This is a genomic window from Epilithonimonas tenax DSM 16811 (genome assembly GCF_000428485.1).
Taxonomy (GTDB): Bacteria; Bacteroidota; Bacteroidia; order Flavobacteriales; family Weeksellaceae; genus Epilithonimonas; species Epilithonimonas tenax.
This window is the reverse complement of sequence record NZ_AUAA01000002.1, coordinates 41,874-56,777: the sequence shown is the minus strand read 5'-3', so window position 1 is coordinate 56,777 and position 14,904 is coordinate 41,874. Positions and strand designations below refer to the sequence as shown.

Genomic DNA, 14,904 nt, shown 5'->3' with positions numbered 1-14,904 from the left:
ACATCTTTGTGTGACTGATTTGCTTAACTTTAAGGAATGAAAGTGACCTTCTTCTCCAGCAAACCTTACGATAAGGAATTCTTTGACAAAGTCAATCAGGATTTTAATTTTGAACTCGATTATTTCGAAACCCATCTCGGCCCGCATATTCTGAATGTGATTGACCATTGCGACGCCGTTTGCGCTTTTGTGAATGACACTTTGAACGCTGAAGTTCTGGAGTCGCTTTCCAAAAAAGGTGTGAAATATATTGCTTTGAGGTGCGCCGGTTTCAACAATGTCGATCTGGAAGTCGCAAAACGACTTGGAATGCGCGTTTGCAGAGTTCCCGCCTATTCTCCGGAAGCGGTTGCAGAACACGCCATGGCCATGATCCTGACACTCAACCGAAAAACGCATAAAGCCTACAATAGAGTTCGTGAACAGAATTTTTCTCTGAACGGACTGATGGGTTTCAACCTTTTTCAGAAAACAATTGGTGTGATTGGAACTGGAAATATTGGAACTGCATTTGCGAAAATTGCAAAAGGTTTCGGAACGAAAATTTTGGCTCACGATATTACAGAAAATCAAGAACTTAAAGATCTCGGAATCGAATATGTTACGTTGAACAAACTCCTTTCTGCGTCTGATATTATCTCGCTCCATTGTCCGCTAATGGATGCTACGCATCATCTGATCAACCGAGAATCTATCTCAAAAATGAAAGAAAATGTAATGATTATCAACACCAGCCGTGGCGGCTTGATAGATACCAAAGCGGTCATTGATGGCCTGAAATCCAAACACATCGGTTATCTTGGTATTGATGTCTATGAACAGGAAGAAAAATTATTTTTCCGCGATCTTTCTCATACGATTATTGAGGACGATACGATCCAAAGACTGATGAGTTTCCCCAATGTTTTGGTAACGGCGCATCAGGCATTTTTCACGGAAGAAGCTTTGCATCAGATTGCGACTTCTACCCTTTCCAGTCTTTCTCACTTCGAAAAGAATGAGGCATTTGAAAATCAGAATGCGGTTCTAATTTAAAATTTTAAGGAATATCTGCTATTCTTCATCTTGTTTAATGTAACGCAAGGTGAAATAAAGAATATGACTAATTAACCGTTTTAGGATATACAAAAGGCATCCACTTCACTAAGAAATATAAAGTGCTTGCAATCGATTATGAATTGCGGGCCATCACTAACATTTTAATTCAAATCCGAAAAAAAACAGTTCGATCCAAACCATCAGGAACTTAAGCCTTTGCAAAAATTTGCAGAGGCTTTTTAATTTTTCTTCAATTTTGATGTAATGAAATCTGATCTTCACATGTCTCATCTATAAACCGGCACGAAGTTTTTATAATTGACAATCAATTGGTTAAAACTAAAATCAATTTTTATTTACTACTTTGTATTGCATAATACTAATATTATAATATATCTTTGCAATATCAAATAGTAAAAAAAGCCAACTACTTTAAACGAAAACAATTATGAAAGCCAAGATTCTCATCGCAGTTCTATTTTTCTCAGGAATGATCTCTGCACAACAGACTCAAAAAAACGCAGATCAGGTAAAGACCATTGAAGAAGTGAAACTTAATAAAAAAGTTTTTGTGAAAAAATCTGACCGGTTTGTTTACGATGTTGCTTCCTCTCCTATCGCCAAAGGCAGCAATTCTTTCAATCTTTTGCAGCAGACGCCAATGTTGTCTAGTACAGATGGCAAGACTTTCAAAATCATGGGAAAATCGAACGTCGTTTTTTACATCAATGGTAAAAGAACACTGATGGATGCTGAAGCAATAACAGAAATGTTGAAAAATACACCATCAGAAAACATCCAGAGAATAGAAGTGGTGACGGTTCCGGGAAGTGAGTTCCAGGTCGAAGCTAATGAAGGGGTGATCAACATCGTGATGAAAAAATCAAAAACCAATGGCTACAACGGAACTCTGAAAATGAATGACAGCCAAAGTTTTTATAACAATCCTTCTTCCGGAATTGCCTTCAATGCGAGACAGAACAAATGGTCTTTTAGCTCCAATTTCAATATGGGAAGTTACAGAGAGAGAGAGAAATACGCGCTTACCAATGGTGATTCTACTTTCAGAAATGAGTCTGTTGGGACGATGGATGATCCAAACAAAAACTACGGTGGGAATATCAATATCGATTATGAGATTAATAAAAATCAGAATCTTGGATTCAGTTATAATGTGCGTTACAACAAGAGTTTCGGTTCTGTATTAGATATGACGAATTTTGAAAATGGACAACTATCAAACAGAACCATCAATCAGGAAGATGCACAAACGAGAAACCATAATTTTAATCTTAATTATGAAATCAAAACGGATACCCTTGGAAGCAAATTGAGTTCCAACATTTCTTACTTGTGGTTTAACAGAGATAAAGTGAGTCTTGGTGAGACATTTCCTTTCGTGGTTGATGAGGAAAACACATACAAAGCCTTCCAACAAGCTGTTCCTCAAATTATTAACAATTACGCAGCGAACATTGATTATATTAAAAAATTCAGAAATGAAAGTACTTTCGCCGTCGGAACAAGCTACAATTTCACCAATACAGATAGTGATACGAGACAAAATGATTATATCAAAAACAGTTTCGTGACCAATACCAATCTTTCCAACCACTTCATTTACAAAGAAAACATCATAGGTGCTTATGCCACTTACGAGAGAAAATTTTCTGAAAAATTCACAGGGAAAGTAGGAACGAGATTCGAAGCTACGATCAGCACGGGTGACGTTGTTGGAAAACCGGGTATCGGTTTTGAAAGAAATTACAACAATCTATTGCCTTACGCCACTTTGAATTATGCCATCAATGAAAACAACAACATGAGTTATAGTTTTTCCAGCAGAGTGAGAAGACCGGGTTTCGGACAGCTGAATCCTTCCAGAACTTACTTCACACCAAGTAATTACATCCAGAACAATCCTTTTATGCAGGCTTCCAGGAATTATAATCAGGAGATCAATTATATGTACAAAAATGCTTTCTATGCTAATTTGAGTTTCAACTTTGCGGAAAACGCTTACAGCCAATTGCCTTTACAAGGGATTGAAACAAAAATCCAGCGAGACGAAAACGGAAATCCTTTGCTTGATGAGAATGGACAACCGATAACAGTAACATCCAAATTCCTGAGATACATCCGAACCAATTACGGCAACAACAAACAGCTGGGATTGACTTTGGGAATGAACAAATCATGGTTCAGCGACATCTGGACTACCAATTATTCTGCCAATTTTGAATACGCAACAATCTCAGGTGGTGTAACAAAGGATCCGACTTCGCAACTTCTACCAGGAGACACAGAAGATTTGCTGCCTTTTGTGATCAACATCAAAACATTAAACACCTTCTTCCAGGCCAACAATATGATCAGATTATCATCGAAAAAAGATTGGTACTTGGGAGTTAATTACTGGCTGATGCCGTCCAGAGAATTGGAAATCGGAAAGCTTCACACCCAGCAGAGTCTGGACCTAAACATCAAGAAGATCATGGGAAATTTTACTTTCCTGGTAGAAGTCAACGACGTTTTTAATTCCAACATCGATGACATCCGAACGACACAAGACAACGGAAGTTACAACAGTGTGAGAAGCTTCAAATATGGACGAGAACTGAACATCAATGTGACTTACAACTTCGGAAATCAAAAACTAAAAAAAGCCAGAGAGGTGAAATCTGCCAACGATGCCATCAAGTCCAGAACTTAATCATTATCAAAACTTTAACCCTCAAATTAATCTACTCATGAAAACGCTCAACACCAAACTAGTCTTAGGATTAAGTCTCGTCTCAGGCATCTGTCTGCACGCTCAGGAACAAGCTAAAACAGATTCTGCCGCCACGAAAAATATAGAAGCTGTGACGATCACAAAACAAGTTTTCAAAAAAGAAAGTGACCGTTTCGTCTATGATGTTGCCGCATCGCCGGTTGCAAAAGGTAATACCGCTTTTAATATCCTGAAACAAACGCCTTTGGTTTCTTCAACAGATGATAAAACGTTGAAAATCATCGGAAAAAACAACGCTGTGATTTTCATCAATGGAAGAAAGACCAATATGGATGCTGAATCGCTCACGCAGTTTCTGAAAAATACACCAGCGGAAAACATTCAGAAAATCGAGGTGATTACCTTGCCGGGAAGTGAATATCAGGTGGAATCTTCTGACGGGATCATCAACATCGTTCTGAAGAAAAAAATGACCGACGGACTGAACGGCAATATGAGAATGGGAAATTCTCAAAGTTACTACAACGCTTCCTCCGCCGGACTTTCCCTCAATTACAGAAAAGATAAACTGGGAATCAGTTCCAACATCAATACCAGCCAAAACATCCAGGAGCAATTTTATATCCTTAGAAACGGAACTGCCAATTCCAGCAATCAATCTGTAGGACGAGTAACCGATCCTAATAAAAACCTGGGAGGCTACTTCAATATTGATTACCAATTGAGTGACAACAGTAATCTGGCTTTGACATATAATTCCTGGGCAAACAAAAGTTATGGTTCTACTTCTAATCTCTTCAATACAGTAACTGGCCCTAATGAAGATGGAGATCAAGAGACGAAATACAACTACACCAAAAATCTTGAAAACTCGCGTTCTTACAACAATTCTTTGAATTTGAATTACGAATGGAAAACCGACACGCTTGGAAGTAAATTAAATTTGAATGCAGCTTATCTTAATTATAAAAGATTTCAGAATGCTGATAATATTACTTATAATTCTGATTTTGCTCAAAATTTAGGAAACAGAATGGTGCAGATTACCCAAAGTACACCACAGGTTATCAACAACTTTTCTTTCTTGGGAGACTACATCAAGAAATTAAAAAATGATTTCACAGTTTCTGTAGGTGGGAATTACAACAACACCAAAACTGACAACGACACAAAAAATGACACCCACAATTATCTGTACAATCAAGATACAAATGGTAATGACACGACTCTGAAAGAAATAATCCTAAGCCCGAATCCTAATCATTTCATTTATGAAGAGAACATCTACGGCGCCTACCTGACCCTGGAAAAGAAATTCTCCGACAAATTCTCCGGAAAACTAGGTTCCAGATATGAGATCACGAACAGCGTGGGAACATCTGACAATCCGGAAAAAGCGTCACTGGGAACAATCGAGCAAAACTACAACAACTTTCTACCATACGCCAGTGTGAATTATGCCATCAACGATACAAATAACATCTCCTACGCCTTCTCCAGCAGAATGAGGAGACCTAGCTTCTGGGAGCTGAATCCGGTGAAGAATTACCTGACAGATGTCAACTACACACAAAATAATCCTTTTGTAAAAGCGGCCTCCGTTTATACAAATGAGTTGACCTATATGTTCAAAAGTTCCTATTTCCTGATCATAAATCACTCATTATCAAAAGACGTAATCACGCAGGTTCCTTTGCAGAGAGAAAAAATAAGAGTAGATCAAAACAATCAACCCATACTTGACACAAACGGTAAACCTATGACAGTTAGAGAATTGCGATATATCAGAACCAACTTTGGCGACAGACAGGAAATGTCCGCAATGTTGGGAATGCAGAAAAACTTCTTCAAACAATATCTGACAACCAATTTCAACATTGGAATACAAAGAAATGTGAACAATGGATTCCTGAATACAGATCCAATCACCGACGATATTTTCCCCGATTATGTAAACAAAATCAAATCAAACAGCTTATTAATCCAAACCAATAACACCATAAGGCTGGACAAAAAGAAAACCTGGTTCCTTGGTGTCAACTATTGGTATGTGGACAATCAGCAGATCGAAATCGGATATCTGAAATCATTGATGAGCCTTGACACAAGTATCAAAAAAGTCTGGAATGACTGGACATTTAATCTGGAACTATTTGATATTCTTAAAACGAATAAGGTAGTCATCACAGACCAGCAGGAAAACGGGAACTTCAATTACATCAATCAAAACCAGTACAACCAAAGCGTGAACTTCAGTATCACTTACAACTTTGGGAACAAAAAAGTTCAGAAAATAAGAGACATAGACAGCGCCGACAAAGAGATAAAAAACCGAACCAGATAACAAATCATTATAATCAAGTCCAATTTTTTCAAAAAGAAAATCCCGAAGACGATCTTCGGGATTTTTGATTCATTATAATGATTGGATTTTAATGCTGATGAATTTCTGATAAAACAGGTCCGGAAGGGATCAGGCTTCTGGCTTCATCGTTATCCGCAAACTGCTCAAAATATTTGATATATCTCGCAGCCAGATCTTTTGCTTTCTTTTCCCAATCAGAACTATTTTCATAAGTATCTCTTGGATCCAAAATATGTTCGGAAACATTTGGAAGAGCAACCGGAAATTCCAGATTCATAATTGGAACGTGATCTGTTTCTGCTGTATCAATACTTCCATCAATGATCGCATCAATGATTGCTCTTGTATCTTTCAAAGAAATTCTTTTGCCAGTTCCGTTCCAGCCAGTATTTACCAGATAAGCTTTTGCATTATGCTCCTTCATCTTGCCGATCAAGGTCTTGGAATACATCGTTGGATGTAATGTCAAAAATGCCTCACCAAATGCCGGAGAAAAAGATGGCGTTGGTTCTGTAATCCCACGCTCTGTTCCTGCTAATTTGGAAGTGTATCCACAAAGGAAATGGTACTGCGCCTGGCAATCTGTCAGGATAGAAACCGGAGGCAAAACCCCAAAAGCATCTGCAGAAAGGTAAATGATCTTGTTGGCGTGGCCCGCTTTGGATGGCAAAACGATCTTGCTGATATGATAAATCGGGTAAGAAACACGGGTGTTTTCTGTGATAGAACCATCTGCATAATCTACATTGCCTTCCTCGTCCGTGATCACATTTTCCAAAAGTGCATCTCTTCTTATCGCGGCATAAATGTCCGGTTCTTTTTCTTTACTAAGGTCTATCACTTTTGCATAACAGCCACCTTCGTAATTGAAAACGCCATTATCATCCCAGCCATGCTCATCATCACCGATGAGAAATCTTTTAGGATCTGCAGAAAGCGTCGTTTTTCCGGTTCCGGAAAGTCCGAAGAAAACGGCAACATCACCTTTTGCACCCACATTTGCAGAACAGTGCATAGAGGCCATTCCTTTAAGTGGCAGGTAATAATTCATAATAGAAAACATGCCTTTTTTCATTTCGCCACCGTACCAAGTGCCACCAATAATCTGCATTTTTTTTGTCAAATCAAACATCACGAAGACCTCAGAGTTGAGTCCTTGCTGTTCCCAATTCGGATTGACAGAATCTGAAGAATTGATGACCACAAAATCGGGCTCTCCATAATTCTGAAGATCATAATGAGAAGGTCTTATGAACATATTCATCACAAAATGGGCCTGCCAAGCCACTTTGGTCACGAATCTTACTTTCAGTCTTGTATCTTCATTAGATCCGCAATAGGTATCTACGACATAAATGCGTTCTCCAGAAAGATCTTTGGTAACGATGTCTTTCAGTTCATCGAAAACCGCCACAGATGTCGGCCGGTTGATTGTCCCGTCCCACCAGATCGTATCTTTTGTAATCTCGTCATTGACGATGTATCTGTCCTTTGGCGATCGGCCTGTAAAAATCCCTGTTTTTACTGCAACGGCTCCAGATTTTGTAAGAACGCCTTTGGCGAAACCAGAATTCTTTGGATCCATTTCTGCCTGGAAAATTTCTTCGTAACTCGGATTGTGGAAGATTTCTTTGGGATTGGAAATACCCTGACGTTCAAGATAGGATTTTAGCTTGTCCATGATAATTTTTTTTGAAGATTAAAGGTGTTGGGACAAATGTAAAAATATCAGCGAATTATCAAAGTTTTAATTAACTGACTTTCATCAGTTGAATTAAAATTCATAATTAATTAACAATCAATTAATTAAATCTTGCCAGTTGAAAATTTTGCTAAAACCTTGCTTTTTGAAATAGGCTTCATAATCTCCAAATTTGGACGTGAGAACGAAATCTCCGCCCCAAGCGCCCAAACTTTTGACAAAGCTGGGGCAATTTTTGAAATATTTTTCTTTCACCGTTGGTGTTGAGAGAAAATCGGAAAGTTTTTGCTCGTGAATGGTCATCAATTCGGAAAATCCTTCTAAATCTTTGGTAATGACAATGGTTTTCGTCAATTCAGAACATTCCTCAATCAAAGCCAAAGATTTCGGTTTTGATCTGTAATGGCTGATGCCTTCTCGCGTATCCTGTTTTTGATTGAGATGAATCAAAATCAAGTCCTCTTTAAAAGGCGGATCAAAAGTAACTTTCTCATACACCCTTTCCGGAAAACGGCTGTAGAGAACTGCGGACTTTTCCTTCGCCACTGCCACATCGTATCCACTTCCGCCAAGACTTATTTCGTTTAAAACAAAAGGATCGATTTCCGCCCATTCTCCGAGGTTGCTCATCAAAGTAGAACTGCTTCCCAATCCGTAATCCGCCGGAAACTGCAGGTTGGTCTTCAGGTGATAAGACTGCTTGGTTTTCAATTTAATCTCAGAAAGGTCCTGAACGTTTTTGAGAGCTTTGAGAATAAATGCGGCAGCTTTTTGATCATTGGTCTCCAGAATTGTCCAGGTTTTATAATCAATGACGGTTTCCAGCCATAACTGATCCTTAATGTAAGCGCTCCAGTAGATCAACGATTTCTCGTCATTCTTTTCTGTAAAAAAAAACTCTTGTCCTAGCTTTGTGGGAACAGCAAGGACAAGAGCACCATCTACAGCAACATATTCTGAGGTCAGCATCAGCTTTCCGGGTGAAAATATCCTGTTCATTAAGGGAAACTTTTATTTAATAAATATCAAACCGATGAAACATTACATGGCAGAAGCTGCAGAAACTTCTGAGTTAATCTTTTTGATCAAACCCTGAAGTGTTTTGCCCGGTCCTACTTCTATAAAATTATCAGCACCATCTTTTATCATATTCTGAACACTCTGCGTCCATTTTACAGGACCAGTGAGTTGTGCAATGAGATTTTTTTTGATCTCTTCCGGATCAGAAACGGCAGTTGTCGTTATATTCTGATAAACCGGAATCATTGCTTTTCGGAATTTTGTATTCTCTATAGCTGAGGCCAATCTTTCCTGCGCTGGCATCATCAAAGGCGAATGAAAAGCACCGTTGACAGGTAATAGCAAAGCTCTTTTTGCACCCGCGGCTTTCAAAGCTTCGCAAGCTTTTTCCACGGAAGCTGTTTCTCCGGAAATGACTAATTGTCCCGGGCAGTTATAATTTGCCGGTACTACGACACCTTCTATGCCTGCACAGATCTCTTCCACTTTGGCATCTTCCAGACCAAGAATTGCAGCCATAGAGCTAGGATTCATATCGCAAGCCATCTGCATCGCCTGAGCTCTTTCATAAACCAACTTGAAACCATCTTCAAAAGATAAAACGCCGTTAGCCACCAAAGCAGAAAACTCTCCCAAGGAGTGGCCGGCAACCATCTCTGCGCCCAAACCGTTGGCCACTTTTACAGCAGCAACAGAATGGAGAAAAATAGCAGGCTGGGTAACGCTGGTTTTTTTAAGGTCTTCGTCTTTCCCATTGAACATAATGGAAACGAGGTCAAAACCAAGGATATCATTGGCAGAATCCATCAAGTCTTTCACATCTTTTCGGGAATCGTACAATTCTTTTCCCATTCCTACATACTGTGAACCCTGACCAGGAAATACAAGTGCTTTCATATTTTTTTATAAATGATAATTGATGAATGACAATTGATCTATCCATCGTTATTTTTAAGGTAATTACTGCATCAATCTGACAACTCTGTAGCCATTGTTGATGTACGCACCATTTGGTTTTGCTTTTACAAATTCGAATTTGGTAGCAAGCTGTGTTTGTGACTTGCCAATCTGCTTGAAGATCTCGCCTTTTTTATTTTCTCTTGTCAGCATATCATTCATCACATCAAAACCGATGACAGCGTATTTGGATGGTGCTTTACAATATTTGGCTTTGTAAGCCGCAAGGATCTCTTTTTCAAAATCACCATCGTAGTTGATCTTTCTGTCCATCAGGTATACCAAACTCGCTTTGGAAAGATCATCTGCATTTTTTTCAAAACTTGGGCTGTAGAACATACTGAAAGCTTTGATACCTTCTGTCTGTTTTCCCAGCGCTATTATTTTTGAAGCAAAAGCGCTACCCGCCGCATCATCATCATCTGCCAAAACGGCGATCACAGGAACAGACTGTCCTGTCATCATATTATTCTCCAACTGGATCTCTGCTGAAGAGCTGACAATGACAACATTGGCCTTTGACAAAGATTTTTCCAAGCCAGTTTTGATGGCGTTGGCGTTTGCTTTGGAATGATCTGCAACGATGTATATCTTCTGATCCTGATAAACCTGAGACACTTCTTTCACAATCCTATCTGAATAAACAGAGCTTTCTGTTTCTATGATGATCAAATTCTTATAATCAAAAAGATCCTGAGAGTTGGCAAAAGGTGCAACTACAGGGATATTCTTTTGTTTGACATAATTAAGAACTTCCAAAACACTGGATTTGAAAAAAGGTCCAACAATAAGATCCGTATTATCCTGATTGATCTGCGAAAGGCTGTTTTTAAAAGTAATTTCGTTGCCGGCATCTACGACTTTGATGTCTAATTTTTGTCCTGCGTTCGCATTTCTTTCGGCTGCTAGCTTAGCACCGGTCAGAAAATCCATAGACATGGTTCTGTATTTGGCGTCGTTGGCATCAAAGCCAAACGGCAGCATCAGAACGACACTCAAAACATCGCCCGCTTTTTTAGAATACATTGGGTCCTGTTTCTTGATTTTCAAGGTCATTCCGGCTTTCAAACCATCCACAAGATTTGGATTGAGTGAGATCAACTGATCCAGCGTCACGTTGAAATGATTCATAATGCTGAACATCGTATCACCGCTTTGAACCGTGTACGTCACATAATCATCCTCCGAAGTTGAGGTGTTTCCTGAGGCCGAAGACGTTGCACTGGGCGCCGAAGCCAAAGGCGTTGAAACAGTTTTGGTAACAGGAGCAGAAGTGCTACTGTTCTGCGAATTATCTTCTACATTGATGAGGTCAGAGCCAGAAACTTTGATGGCTTCTCCGGGTTTCAAACCAGTCGTTTCCAGGCCTGGATTGAGCGCAAATAATTGCTTCTGTGTCAGATTAAACTGCTTAGAAATTTTATAGTAATTGTCTCTTTCCTGGGTGATGTACATCCCTTTTGCCGGTTCAGTTGTGACCGTTTCGGTTGTTGTCACTGTTTTTTCTTCCGCTGTTTTTTCTAAAACAGTTGTTGTGGCTGCAGAATCTGCATATTTCTGGACCCTGTCCAAGGGCAAAGTAATCTTGTCCCCTATTTTCAGATGAGAATCCAATTCGGGGTTTAGTTTTCTGAGATCAGCTTCTGAGATCTTATATTGTTTGGTGATGCCGTAAACGGTTTGCTTTGGCTGCAAGGTAATCGTTCCTGTTTTTCCAGAAACAGGTCCAGAAGTTGCTGGTGTCGCTTTGACTGGCGTTACCGCTTTTACTGAATTTCCTGTTTTTGCAACTACCAAAACATCTCCTATTTTTAGACCACCATCTTTTTTGGATGGATTAAGTTGATACAGTTCATCGATGGACAAGCCGTACTGTCTGGATATCCCATAAGGTGTTTCTTTTGGAGCAACGGTGTGCGTTTTCTGTGCAGACAAGCCTAAAAAGGCCGCTAATGCCGATAAAATGAAAATTTTCTTTATCATTCTTTTTTAATAATGATACAAAAATAATGCTTTCAGATTAAATGGGCGAAATTATTAATTCTGATTTTTGAACATTCATTTTTTTTGGCACATTTAAAATGTCTCTTTAAAAATATAACTTGAGTCCTCCTAAAACGTAACCTCTTAATGACATTATTAAAAGTTCATCTGTTCCTAACTGATTTGTAGAATTATTGATAGAATTGAAAGAATTTATGTTAAAGATATTATTGAATAATAGATCATATTCTAAATTGGATTTTTCTTTTCTGTAGAAAACTTGAGCTCCTAATAAAAAATTTTTCAGTGTATTAAGTTCAGTATTTTGAATCAAGTAATCACTCAATAAATTTGTTACCAATCCTTTTGTGACATTTGCCCTCATCCCTAAAGACAGTTTCAAATTTTCCTGAATCGAGGCCAAGGGATAAAAACTTTGTTCAAAAATTGTTTTAATATACGTGTATCCCAAATCAAATTGGAGGGGTCTGTTTTTAAAATCGGTTGAAAGTTGTTGAGATCATTCGATATTTTTTATTGTAGATAAGTTGGGATTGTCATCAATGAAATTAGAATTTCTATTCAGCATTCCTGATAATTTTGATTTTAATATCAGGACTTTATTTAATTTATAGTCATTCGACAAGAACAAGAACAACCGGTCATTAAAGCTCCCGATGATATTTTCTATCTTGGAAAAGTTTCCATAATTGGTCATATTGGTTGTGAAGGCAGGTTTGGTTTTGTCATAACATAGTGACCGGTGCATTCTCGTGCCTTACAATTGGTGCAGGGAGGCTTTTGAAAAAAGAATTTCCATCGGCATAGTAAGAATATATTTTTCCGTTTTCTTGTCGTTTTCTTTTACTTTATCCTTGAATTCTTGTGAAAAATCATTCCCTAAAGTCCTATGTCTTTCAAGCTCATAATCTACTTTTAGAAACTGTCCATTTGTAGTTATTGTAAAAATAAAAATTATTGATAAAATCTTCATAATATTAAACAAATTAGGCAATAACATAGATGATGGCCTGTTTAAAAAAATCAGCTAAACTGTAATTTAAATACGATTATATCGGATAACAATTAATGATATAACAATATTGCACTGTTGTACTTGTTCCATCAGGATAGTAAGTAACACATCTGGTACAAGTACCGATAGTCGATTTTGCATCTTCAGTACTTTTACTGATTTTAATCCTTGGTTACCAGTACTTGCACTCATAACTCCTGCAATCCCTAAAGCTGCACTAAACAATAATTTTTTCCTCGTGTTATATTTTATTTGTTTAACACCTTGAAAATAAAAATAAAAAAGCCATTTAACATAATATTAAATAATTTTTGAGCTATTAATTCATCAAATCAATAGCTATCTCATGAGGAAATTATTAATTCTGATTGTTCAACATTCATTTTTTGGTAGCAATCGTCTATCCATTGTTTGCCAAGATCTGCGTAGAACACGCTGAAATTGAAAACCCTTTCCTGCCAGTTTCCACCAGGATGAACTTTTAGAAATAAACTTTGCATCTGATCAAATTTTTCAGATTGTTTTGTTTTTTCGGCTTTCAGAAGGCGTTTCTGCATTCTATGGAAAGATTTCAGTTGTCGGGTTTCTTCCGCTTCTACGAGATTGTAGAATGTCTTTTCTGTTTCCGAGGCTTTGTTTTTAAGTTCTGAAAATGAACTGATCAATTGCCGTTCTTTTTCTGCGAGAAGTAATTTGATACCGTTGTTCTCAAGAATTTGATGATTCAAAACCTCGGCGAAATTTTCAAAAAAATGTTCAATTTTCAATCCAGAATTTTCAATTTTTCTTAAGGTTTTTTCTTCTAGGAACAACATGGAATTCCTTGGAATCAAAATGGGGAACGGAAGCGCGATGGAATCGAAATAATCCTTCAACTCGATCCAATACATCACTTCTGCATTACCGCCCACATATGCCAGATTCGGTAAGATCGATTCCTGATAAGCAGGGCGGAGCACGGCATTGGGACTGAATCTCTCGGGATGATCTTCTAACTCCTTAAGTATTTCGTCTTCAGAAAACTTGAGTTCTGTGTCGATAATCTGATATCCATCACTGATTTTTTCAATACGGTTTCTCGTTTCTGAAAGATAAAACAGATTGATCTCTCTTGGATTGACTTGAACTTTGTGGTACTCTTTCTCAAGGAATTCTCTCTGTTTTTGTGTGGTTTTGAAAAGTTGGTTCGACAGTAATTCTTTTTTGAAAAGATCCTTGACTTGGGTTTTCAGTTGTTTTTCGTTGCCATCAATAGTCAGCAAACCGTACTCTGCAAACAGTTGATTGACCAAATACCGAATGGCCTGTGTATGGGAATTGCCTTTTCTGTAAGCGTTTTTTATCCAAAGAATAAGTTCGGTGCCGTAAAGATGGTCTTTGAATTCTTTTTCAAATTCCTGAATGAAATAGTGATCTTCTATCTTAATATTCCCAACATCGCCTCCAGCATTGCCTTTGATCTCGTAAAAATGGTCCTTTGTTTTGAAATGATCTATTTCCTCGAAATCGTGATCTTCTGTCGCCATCCAAAACAGGGGAACGAAATGATGATCAGGAAAATTCGATTTTAGGAATTCTGCTGTTTTTATGGTTTGCAGGATCTTGTAAACAAAGAAAACGGGACCTGTAAAAAGATTGAGCTGATGACCGGTTGTGATGGTAAAGGTGGTTCTCTCCTTCAGAAGGAAGAGGTGCTCCAGCTGTTTGGTGGACAGTGGCTCTTGCTGATTCTGAGCGAAAACAGCATCGTGAAGACGCTCTCTTTTGTCGTCTGTATATGAATCTTGTTTCGCTGTGATTTGGTTTTCGAAGTTTTTTAAGTCAAAAACTTTGCTTTGAAATCCGTCCAGTTTTTTTCCTAAAAAATCTTTGATGAGTTTTGGTATGCTGGTGATATTTTCGAAATCAATCGTCATTTTGGTTGGTGGTTTTTTACTTAATATTGAACGCACAACGCGCAAGGTTTTTTAACTACTATTTGTTTTGGAGGCTCGCAAAGACGTAAAATTCATCAAAGAAAACAAGCATCAAATCATAGACAAATTTTGTTTCCTTGCAGAATCTGCAGC

General features: G+C 38.1%; 11 protein-coding genes. 3 read left to right on the top strand and 8 right to left on the bottom strand.

What is annotated here, in order from left to right; all coding sequences use genetic code 11:
* The first annotated feature begins 36 nt into the window (after positions 1 to 36).
* From F564_RS0101095 to F564_RS0101080, 3 genes are all read left to right on the top strand, one after another.
* Entirely contained in the window at positions 37 to 1,035 is a 999-nt protein-coding gene (locus F564_RS0101095) for a 2-hydroxyacid dehydrogenase (RefSeq protein WP_028120969.1), read from the top strand.
* A gap of 451 nt (positions 1,036 to 1,486) precedes the next feature.
* Entirely contained in the window at positions 1,487 to 3,751 is a 2,265-nt protein-coding gene (locus F564_RS0101085) for a TonB-dependent receptor domain-containing protein (RefSeq protein WP_028120968.1), read from the top strand.
* A gap of 37 nt (positions 3,752 to 3,788) precedes the next feature.
* Positions 3,789 to 6,116 carry a TonB-dependent receptor domain-containing protein gene (locus F564_RS0101080; protein WP_028120967.1) on the top strand — a complete coding sequence of 776 codons (2,328 nt, stop codon included), beginning with the start codon at positions 3,789 to 3,791 and terminating at the stop codon, positions 6,114 to 6,116.
* 88 nt (positions 6,117 to 6,204) lie between these two features.
* On the opposite strand, the gene pckA is transcribed toward F564_RS0101080, so the two are convergent.
* From pckA to bshC, 8 genes are all read right to left on the bottom strand, one after another.
* Positions 6,205 to 7,818 (bottom strand): phosphoenolpyruvate carboxykinase (ATP), encoded by a 1,614-nt coding sequence (gene pckA, locus F564_RS0101075; RefSeq protein ID WP_028120966.1) that lies wholly within the window; start codon positions 7,816 to 7,818, stop codon positions 6,205 to 6,207.
* A gap of 117 nt (positions 7,819 to 7,935) precedes the next feature.
* Entirely contained in the window at positions 7,936 to 8,838 is a 903-nt protein-coding gene (locus F564_RS0101070) for a GYDIA family GHMP kinase (protein WP_028120965.1), read from the bottom strand.
* A 42-nt stretch (positions 8,839 to 8,880) separates the two neighbouring features.
* A complete protein-coding gene (gene fabD / locus F564_RS0101065; RefSeq protein WP_028120964.1) occupies positions 8,881 to 9,756 on the bottom strand; it encodes an ACP S-malonyltransferase in 876 nt (291 codons plus the stop codon).
* A gap of 63 nt (positions 9,757 to 9,819) precedes the next feature.
* Entirely contained in the window at positions 9,820 to 11,799 is a 1,980-nt protein-coding gene (locus tag F564_RS0101060; RefSeq protein ID WP_051259517.1) for a LysM peptidoglycan-binding domain-containing protein, read from the bottom strand.
* 106 nt (positions 11,800 to 11,905) lie between these two features.
* Positions 11,906 to 12,184 carry a hypothetical protein gene (locus F564_RS0101055; protein ID WP_154656774.1) on the bottom strand — a complete coding sequence of 93 codons (279 nt, stop codon included), beginning with the start codon at positions 12,182 to 12,184 and terminating at the stop codon, positions 11,906 to 11,908.
* Between the two features lie 135 nt (positions 12,185 to 12,319).
* Positions 12,320 to 12,568, bottom strand: a complete 249-nt coding sequence (locus tag F564_RS0101050) for a hypothetical protein (RefSeq protein WP_028120961.1) — start codon at positions 12,566 to 12,568, stop codon at positions 12,320 to 12,322.
* Positions 12,569 to 12,577: 9 nt separating this feature from the next.
* On the bottom strand, positions 12,578 to 12,793 hold the full coding sequence (locus tag F564_RS0101045) for a hypothetical protein (protein ID WP_154656773.1): 216 nt from the start codon (positions 12,791 to 12,793) through the stop codon (positions 12,578 to 12,580).
* Positions 12,794 to 13,179: 386 nt separating this feature from the next.
* On the bottom strand, positions 13,180 to 14,787 hold the full coding sequence (bshC, locus tag F564_RS0101040; RefSeq protein WP_316928783.1) for a bacillithiol biosynthesis cysteine-adding enzyme BshC: 1,608 nt from the start codon (positions 14,785 to 14,787) through the stop codon (positions 13,180 to 13,182).
* Between the last annotated feature and the right edge of the window lie 117 nt (positions 14,788 to 14,904).